Source organism: Streptomyces sp. NPDC051677 (genome assembly GCF_044453465.1).
GTDB lineage: Bacteria > Actinomycetota > Actinomycetes > Streptomycetales > Streptomycetaceae > Streptomyces.
The window spans coordinates 83,633-90,627 of the sequence record NZ_JBITCT010000030.1 but is presented as its reverse complement, the minus strand read 5'-3'; the positions used below and the strand labels follow the sequence as shown (position 1 = coordinate 90,627).

Annotated in this window: 6 protein-coding genes; 4 read left to right on the top strand and 2 right to left on the bottom strand. The window is 70.8% G+C overall.

Annotated elements, in window-relative coordinates; translation table 11 throughout:
• Together ACIBAF_RS30440 and ACIBAF_RS30435 are read right to left on the bottom strand one after the other, a co-directional pair.
• Positions 1-777 (bottom strand): aromatic amino acid lyase (locus ACIBAF_RS30440; RefSeq protein WP_399467306.1); only part of this gene is annotated, 777 nt, incomplete at its 3' end.
• A 50-nt stretch (positions 778-827) separates the two neighbouring features.
• Positions 828-1,787, bottom strand: a complete 960-nt coding sequence (locus tag ACIBAF_RS30435) for an ABC transporter substrate-binding protein (RefSeq protein ID WP_399467305.1) — start codon at positions 1,785-1,787, stop codon at positions 828-830.
• A gap of 404 nt (positions 1,788-2,191) precedes the next feature.
• Between ACIBAF_RS30435 and ACIBAF_RS30430 the strand changes: the two genes are divergently transcribed.
• Genes ACIBAF_RS30430 through ACIBAF_RS30415 form a run of 4 tightly spaced genes read left to right on the top strand, consistent with a single transcriptional unit; the run spans position 2,192 to position 6,944 of the window.
• Entirely contained in the window at positions 2,192-5,413 is a 3,222-nt protein-coding gene (locus tag ACIBAF_RS30430; RefSeq protein ID WP_399467304.1) for an ATP-binding protein, read from the top strand.
• Positions 5,410-5,886 (top strand): roadblock/LC7 domain-containing protein, encoded by a 477-nt coding sequence (locus tag ACIBAF_RS30425; RefSeq protein ID WP_399467303.1) that lies wholly within the window; start codon positions 5,410-5,412, stop codon positions 5,884-5,886. Before ACIBAF_RS30430 ends, ACIBAF_RS30425 begins: the two co-directional genes overlap by 4 nt.
• Positions 5,887-5,917: 31 nt before the next feature.
• Positions 5,918-6,358, top strand: a complete 441-nt coding sequence (locus tag ACIBAF_RS30420; RefSeq protein WP_399467302.1) for a DUF742 domain-containing protein — start codon at positions 5,918-5,920, stop codon at positions 6,356-6,358.
• On the top strand, positions 6,345-6,944 hold the full coding sequence (locus tag ACIBAF_RS30415; protein WP_399467301.1) for a GTP-binding protein: 600 nt from the start codon (positions 6,345-6,347) through the stop codon (positions 6,942-6,944). Before ACIBAF_RS30420 ends, ACIBAF_RS30415 begins: the two co-directional genes overlap by 14 nt.
• Positions 6,945-6,995: the final 51 nt, after the last annotated feature.

Below are 6,995 nucleotides of genomic sequence, written 5' to 3'. Positions count from 1 at the left end.
CGTAACGGACACGGGAACCGGAACGGACACGGGAACCGGAACGGACACGGGAACCGGAACGGACACGGGAACCGGAACGGACACGGGAACCGGAACGGACACGGGAACCGGAACGGACACGGGAACCGGAACGGACACGGGAGTGGGGGCGGTTGGAGTGCTGGGCCCCGGCAGCAGACCCGCGGACGCCTTCGGCTCGGGATTCGCCTTCCGGCGGCCGGGGGGCTCGCCGCGCGGCTCAGGATCTCGCGTCGAACCGCCCGGCTCTCCGCCCGCCCAAGGACGTTCGCCGATGAGCGTCAGGCCGGTCTGGGCCAGGGCCGTCAGATCGCCGGTGCCGACTCCGCCGTACTCGTTGACGGCCGGGTGGACGCCGAGCCGGAGAGCCTCGGTGAGGGCGTCGATGAAGTCCGGTTGGATGCCGGAGCCGCCGGCCAGGAGCTGGTTGGCGCGTACCGCGAGCATCGCGCGGACCTGGCGGGCCGGGAGCAGGGCGCCCGCTCCGCCGGCGTGACTGCGCAGCAGACGCAGGCCGTGCGCGGTCTCGTCGTGTTCGTCGACCGGCACCGAGCGCTGGGCGCCGACGCCGGTGCCGCGGCCGTACAGCCGGCCGGTGGCGGCGAGCCGCCGCGCGGCCCGCCAGGAGCGGACGGCACGCTCGCGCGCCTCGGGGGCCACCGTGGGTACGGCCTCACCGTCGGCGAGCGCGATGAGCTCGCCGACGGTGAGGGCGGTTCCGTTCAGGACGATCCGGGCGCCGTTTGCTGTTGTGTCCAACGACTCAATCGTTCAATGACGCAATGGTTCAACGGGTTGACGAGGGAACGTCAGCCCAGGCCGGCCGACTTCAGCCAGGCCTTGGCGACGTCCAGCGGGTCCTTGCTCTCCAGCTGGACCTGGAAGTCCAGATCGAGCAGCGCCTTCGTGTCGAGCTTGGCGGAGACGGCGTTGAGCGCGTCGACGCCCTCCTGGGAGAGCCCGCTCTTGTAGACCAGCGGCGTCACGTTCGCGAATCCGAAGAGGTTCTTCGGGTCCTGGAGGACGACGAACTTCTCCTTGGTGATGGTCGGGTCCGTGGTGAAGATGTCCGCGGCCTGCACGGTGTTCTTCTTCAGTGCGGCCTGGGTCAGCGGGCCGCCCGCGTCGAGGGCCTTGAAGGACTTGAACTTCAGCCCGTACACCGACTCCAGACCGAGCATGCCCTGCTGACGGGTCTGGAACTCGGGCGAACCGCCGAGGACCAGCTCGGGCGCGACGTCCTTGAGGTCGGCGAGGGTGGACGCCGCGGTGAGGTTGTACTTCTTCGCGGTATCCGCGTTGACCGTGACGGAGTCCTTGTCCTCGGCCGGCGAAGACTCCAGCAGCGTCAGCTTGGAGTCGAGCTTGGCCTTCGCCGCGGCGTTCACGGTCGCGAGCGAAGTCTGCGCGGCCTTCGCGTCGAGGTAGGCCAGCAGCGAGCCGTTGTACTCCGGCAGGACGGTGATGGAACCGTTCTTGAGCAGGCCGTACGTGGTCTCACGGCTGCCGATGTTGGGCTTGTAGGACACCTTGATGCCCTTGGCCTTCAGGGCCTCGCCGTAGATGTCGGCGATCAGGATGCTCTCGGCGAAGTTGTTGGAGCCGACGACCACGGTGTCGCCGGCCGCCTTGTCGCCTGCGAGCGGGTTGTCGGAGGTGTCGTCGGAGGAGGAGCATCCCGCCAGCAGGGCCGTCATGGCGGCGAGGGCGACGGCCGCCGCACCGGGGTGGTTCCTCAGGGACCTGCTGCTGTGGGCGTTGGAAGTCACGGTTCCCGTTCCGAACTGGGGGGTTGATGAAAACTCAAACACTCTGGCCTGATCCAATCCACCCGCTTCTTGATCAGTCAAGGGCAGCCGGGTTACCGATTGGCTTCGATCCGTGATCACTTGCGTACGGACCGGGAGACCTGTCTACCCCTTCAGAGGCCCCGGAAAGGCTGTCGTACACGTCTTCGTAATGGATTCTTGACGTAGAGCCACGCGCTTGACCGTTCGAATAGACGATAGTGTCGCCGGAGTTGGCGTCCGCCACAGCAGTCGGCGTCGGCCACAGCGGTGTGCGGGGGCCGCTTCCGTACCGTTCACATTCGGACATGGATACTGCGTGCAGCATGACGGCACGCCTGCAGCACCCCCTTGCACGCCTGTAACACCCCCTTGAAGGAGGCCCGGTGTCCACGAAAGAGGTGGACGCGCCCGCCCGGTCGGCATCCTCGGCATCGTCGTCGTCCGTACGCCGAGAACTGGGGGGTTTCGCCGACCGATGGCCCTTCCAGCGCAAGTTGAACGTACTCGTCGGTATCCCGCTGACGGTGATCGCCCTGCTGCTGACGTACCTCATCGTCGACCTGGTGCAGGAGTCCAACCGCGCGGAGGACGCCGCCCGTCTGGTGCGCGACAGCACCCAGGTCGCCCAGCTCGTCGCCGACCTGCAGAACGAGCACCAGCAGGCGATCCTGCTCTCCGTACGGCACGAGGCGTCCTTCGACGGCGGCACCCCCTCCACCGACGGCTACCGGCAGGCGCAGCTCGCCGTGGACGCGCAGGTGCAGAAGGTGGTCGAGGCCTTCGGCGGCCGGCTGCCGGACACCGAGGTGCAGGCGCTGCGGGAGGTCCAGGGCCTGACCGGCCTGCGGGCCACCATCGAGCAGGGCTATCTGCCCGCCGACAACATCGACCCCGCGTACTCGGGTGCGGCCGACGGCCTCATCGACGGCCTGGGCCTGGACCGCAACTCCGCCCTCGCGACCACCTTCACCGGCAACCTTCTCGACTCGCTGCTGCGCGCCGACGCCGCGCACGGCGCCTACGAGACCGGCGTGTTCTCCGCACGGACCGGCGACAGCAACGCGCTCATCGAGTTCACCGGCGCGGTCGGCTCCTACCAGCTGTTCACCTACCAGGCCGAGCGGTTCGACCGGTTCGCCACCCAGGCGCAGTCCGACGAGTTCGGCGGCATCGAGCACAACGCCTCGCAGGCCTCGATCGGCCAGCACTACGCCGAACTGGCCGTGGACCCCAGCGCGTTGCAGGCCGTGTCGCAGGGCGAGATCCGGGCGGCGTTCCAAACGGCCATCGCCTCCTACCCCGACTACAGCGCGCAGGCCAAGACCCGGCTGAAGATCACCTCGTCGCTCATCGACCAGATCGCCGACCGGTCCGACGACACCTCCTCCACCGCCCAGTGGCGCGCGGGCCTGCTGCTGAGCCTGGCGCTGATCTGCTTCGCCCTGTGGATCGCCTTCTCGATCCTGGTCCGCCGCTCCGTGGTCCGTCCGGTGCTGGCGCTGACGGGGGCCGCCCAGGAGGTCGCCGACGTCGCGGGCCGCGAGCTCGCCCGCGTCGCCGACGACGACGCCGAGGAAACCGGTTCCCCGCGGTTGCGGGAGCTGCCGGTCACCGCGGACGACGAGATCGGTGAACTCGCCGAGGCCTTCAACAACGTGCAGACCACCGCGGCCGCGCTGCTGGAGCGCCAGGTGCTCAGCCGGCGCAACGTCGCCGAGATGTTCGGCAACGTCGGCCGCCGCGTCAGCAACCTGACGACTCGTCAGCTTGCGTTGATCGATGCGGTGGAACGCGGTGAGACCGACCCCGCGCTGCTGGAACGTCTCTACTCCATCGACCACATCGCCGTCCGTCTGCGCCGCAACGCCGACAGCCTGATGCTGCTGGCCGGCATCCGCGAGACCGTCCTGGACGCCGGTCCGACCGCGCTCACCAACGTCGTACGTGCCGCGCTGGGCCAGATCGAGGGCTTCCAGCGGGTACGGCTGCGGGCCGCGACCGAGGCCATGGTGGAGCCCGACATCATCGGCGACCTGACGCTGATGATCGCCGAAGTCCTGGAGAACGCCGTGTCGTTCTCCCCCGAGGGCAGCCCCGTCGAGGTGGTGGTCGGCTCCCACGACGACGGCGCGTCGATCACCGTCGCCGACCATGGCCTGGGCATGAGCGCCGAGCGGCTCGCCGAGGAGAACGCCCGCCTGGTGCGCCGCGAACGCCTCGACCTCGTCCCGACGAAGGTGCTCGGCCTGTTCGTGGTCGGCGCACTGGCGCGCCGCTGGGACGTCGACGTCACCCTGTCCCGCACTCCCGGCGGCGGTGTGACGGCCGAGGTGCTGATCCCGGCGACCCTGCTCCTGACGATGAGCGAACTGGGTTCCGCGGGCCGGCCCGGTGCCACGGAAACGCCTGCTTCCCAGGCCCCCGCCGCACTCGCCACTCCGTCGGCGCCCGCGGCCGGCCCCTCCCCGTCCGCCTCGGTCCCGTCCTGGGCCACCGACAAGGACGACCCGGCCACGCTCCCCCGCCGGGTCCCGCGCCGCGACCCGTCCCCCGCCGAGCACCAGCCGGAAACCCCGGCAACCGCTACCGAAACCCTCCGCACTCCGACGGCCGGGATCGGGGCCGCGACGCAGGAGACGGCCGAACCCGGGACCGGGGCCTCGACGCCTACGGCCGAGGCCCGTGCCTCTCACTCAACGGCCGGCGCCGAGGCCGACGCCTCCGACCGTACGGCTGACGTCGGCGCCCACGATCCTGCGGCCGAGCCTGACGCCTCCGGCCGGGCGGCCGAGCCCGCTGACAGTCGTACAGCTGAGCACGGTGTGTCTGGCCGTCCGGCCGAGTCCGGTACGTCCGCAGGTACCGCCGAGCCCGTTACCGCGGCGCGTGCCGCTGACGCCGGTCCCTCAGCAACCTCGGCCGAGAGCGGTTTCTCCGCCGTTACGGCGAACTCGGCGGTCCACGCCACCGCGGCCGAGCCGGGGAGCCCCACCTCCGCACCGACGTCCGCGGCCCGCGCCCACCGGGCCGGCCAGGGAATCCCGGCGCCCCGCACGGCCGACCCCCAGCCTTCCGGTGCAAGCCCCGGTAGCGGTACCGGCGGCGGGACCGACGGACCCGCCGTCGGCGCCGACGGCTCCCGTCCCCTGCGGCGGCGGGTGCGCGGCGCTACGCTGCGGACGACCGTCGACGCCGCCGCCCAGCAGGCCGCGCGGCGTGCCGCCCGCCCCGCCGACGCGGACGCCGTGCGCGACGCGCTGGAGGAGTTCGAGGCCGCCGTGGCCCGCGCGCACCGCGACACCGGTGGGGACACAGGTGAACACCCTCGCCCCGTCGAAAGCCACCCGGACACCCGTACCGGCACTGGCACACGCACCGGCACCGGCGCCACCCACGCCGAAGCCTCCGCCCTCACCCCCGCCGAAGACCCGATCGCTCGCCGGAACGACCGCCGGCACGATCACCGTCCCGACGTCTCGCCCGACCGGACCGACCGGACAGAGCCGTCCGACGCATCCGACCGGACCGAACCGATCACTGACCCGATCAGCGGCCGGGACACGACGCACCACCAGAACCACCTTCCGGAAGGAGCCGAGCAGTGAGCACGTCGACAGGTGAGACTCCCGCCGGAGACGCCAAGGCGACCGATCTGCGGGCCGCCGCAGCCGACTTCACCTGGCTGCTCAACCGTTTCGCCACCGAGACCGCAGGGGTCGTGGACGCCATCGCGGTGTCCTCCGACGGGCTGCTGATCGCCGTGTCGGAGCTGCGCGAGCACGCCGACTCCGAACGGCTGGCGGCGATCGTCTCGGGCATCACCAGCCTGGCCGCTGGCGCCTCCGGCAACTACGGTCTGGGCGGCCTGAACAAGGTCATCATCGACCTGGAGGGCGGCCACGTCCTGGTCTCCGCGATCGGCAGCGGCGCCGTGCTCGGCGTGGTCACCGACAAGGAGGCCAAGCTGGGCAACATCGCCTACGAGATGACGGTGTTCGCCAACCGCGCCGGCACCGCGCTCAGTCCGCAGCTCGTCCTGGAACTGAAGAACAGCGTCGGCGTCACGCGTACGCGCTGACGCGCCTGCCACCGTAGAGAGAGCGAACACGATGGCGGACGGCCGCACACCGCGCGGGGCCGGCGAGGACGGCGTCGCGCCCGTCGGCCCCGCGCCCGCCGTCCGGCCCTTCCTGGTCACCGCCGGCCGGGTGGCGGGGGCCGGCGAGGCTTCGTCCAGCCGGACGATGCCCGTGGAGACCCAGTTGGTGGCCACCACCGACGGGCTCGACACGCTCGACCGGCTCTCCTTCGAACAGCACGACATCGTCGCCGCGTGCCGGGTTCCGCAGTCCATCGCGGAGATCGCGGCCCGGCTGCGGCTGCACCTGAACGTGGTGCGGGTCCTCGCCGAGGACCTGCGGGCGGCGGGGCAGCTGTCGGTGCACGTGCCCGACTCCGGCGTCACCCACGACGCATCCGTTCTGCGCAGGGTTATCGATGGCCTGCGGGCCATCCCCGACTCCCGGGGGGTACTCCGTGACACCGACTGAACCGCTGGTCCGCACCTCGGCCGGCCGGGATGCCGTACGGCCGCCACTGCCGGTGAAACTGGTGATCGCGGGCGGCTTCGGCGTGGGCAAGACCACCGCCGTCGGCTCGATCTCCGAGATCGAGCCGCTGACCACCGAGGCGGCCATCACCGAGGTCGCGGCGGGCGTGGACGATCTCAGCCACACCCCGCGCAAGACCACCACCACGGTCGCGATGGACTTCGGCTGCATCACCATCGACCCGACCCTGAAGCTGTATCTGTTCGGCACGCCCGGACAGGAACGGTTCGGGTTCATGTGGGACGACATCGTGGAGGGCGCGGTCGGCGGCCTGGTCATCGTCGACACCCGCCGTCTCGACGACTGCTATGCCGCCGTCGACTACTTCGAGCACAAACAGATCCCGTTCGCCGTTGCGGTAAACGCTTTCGACGGTCATGTCGCGCACACGCTGGAGGAGGTCCGCTGGGCCCTCGACGTGTCGGAAGGCGTCCCGCTGCTGGTCTTCGACGCCCGCGAGCGCGGCTCGGTGCGCGACGCCCTCCTCGTCGTACTGGAACAGGCGCTGGCCCGTTCGGAAGGCTGACGGGGGCGGGGGCGGGAACGGGAACGGGCGAAGACTCCGGTGCGAGGGAAT